1 protein-coding gene and 1 pseudogene are annotated in these 1,395 nt (G+C 56.1%); both read left to right on the forward strand.

All coding sequences use genetic code 11. The annotated features are described in order from the left end of the window. The first annotated feature begins 47 nt into the window (after positions 1-47). A pseudogene (locus QN224_RS33465) lies at positions 48-919 on the forward strand (hypothetical protein). Between the two features lies 1 nt (position 920). Further along, positions 921-1,395: hypothetical protein (locus tag QN224_RS33470; protein WP_283980161.1), on the forward strand; the 475-nt coding region annotated here is incomplete at its 3' end.

The following is a 1,395-nucleotide window of genomic DNA, read 5'->3' on the forward strand; positions in this document are numbered from 1 at the left end:
TCGAGAGAAACATCACCTTGCTCGACAGCAATGAGGGGCGCTGCGAGATGATCTCCGATTTCGAGGCAGTTCGCAGAAATCTGTTTCCGGCTAGCCACGGAGCGATCGAGGACTGGGAGGCGTTCCCCTGGCACCGCGATCGGACAAACCGAATTCAGGCACACAAGGCGCATTCCTCGCAAGCCATCGCGATCGATGTGTTCGGCACACTCAAGACAAGCAGAGATCGCGACCGCATCCTCGACGCCATCGCGGAGCATGTTGGGGTGGCTTCGGGCGGTCCATGGGCAATAACACTCGAGTGGGTGGATACTGATCGGCTATTGGGAGAACCTCGGCCTACGCAAGTCGATGCACTGGCCGTCGGCTCAAAGGCGGCACTCGTCATCGAGTGCAAGTTCACTGAACCCGGAGGACAATGTAGTCAGACGGCGGTGTTGGGTTCAGGCGAACGCCAATGCGACGGAAGTGCGCCGACCAAATCAACCCGCGTAACGGCGTCCGCGCGCACTGTGCTCTTACGGGCAAGGGTATTCGATACTGGGAGTACATCCCAAATGTCTTCACGCTCGATCCGTATGTTGACCATACGCCCTGCCCTTTTAAGGGAGACGGCTACCAGTGGATGCGCAACGCCGTGTTAGCGGCGGCGATAGGCGAGCACCGCAACTTGCAAGCGGCGGCCCTCGCAGCCTTTGCCGATCACCCAGGTTTTCCAACGGCGCGGAAAGCGAAACGGGGCCTGATGGATCCCAGTCTAGCTGGCCAAAGGGCGATCAAGCCTATTTCCTACCAGCAGATCATAGAGATCGCTTGCCAAGTCGGCCGAGACCAAGAACTTTGGAACCACCTTTCTGGCTGGGTCGATCAGAAGATCGCACGGGCTGCGTCGCGAAGAACGGACTTCCAAGAGGTTTGAAATGGATGCTGATATCTGGGATCGAGCCTTCTATGACGACGGCGAGTGGGTTTCCTGGTCCGACGTGGAAGAACAGCTTCAATATCACGAGTGGCGCGCCAAATATCCCAACGCGATCAGATCTTTGATCCCGTACTTTCAGGATCTCCTGTCACTGGCAGAAAGCTACCACCTTGAGACAGGTCGCCATCTCAATGTGTACGGAGACATAGGAGAACTGTTCGGCGCCATCACCTACGGAATAAAGCTGAACAAGAACTACGCACAGGGTGCCGACGGTAGGCTTGGCAACGATCACATTGAGATCAAAACCATCACCCCATTCAAGTCCAAGGATGAGGTTTCAGTCAAGGTGTCGGGCAACTTCAGCAAGCTGCTCGTCGTGAAGATCAACGCCGACTTTGAAGTCTCGTCGCGAATGGTTGATCGCTCGAAGCTTCCCAAAACGACGAAGCCTCTGTTGAGGATAAGGTGGA

The sequence above is a fragment of the Sinorhizobium sp. 7-81 genome (assembly GCF_030124405.1).
Taxonomy (GTDB): Bacteria; Pseudomonadota; Alphaproteobacteria; order Rhizobiales; family Rhizobiaceae; genus Sinorhizobium; species Sinorhizobium psoraleae.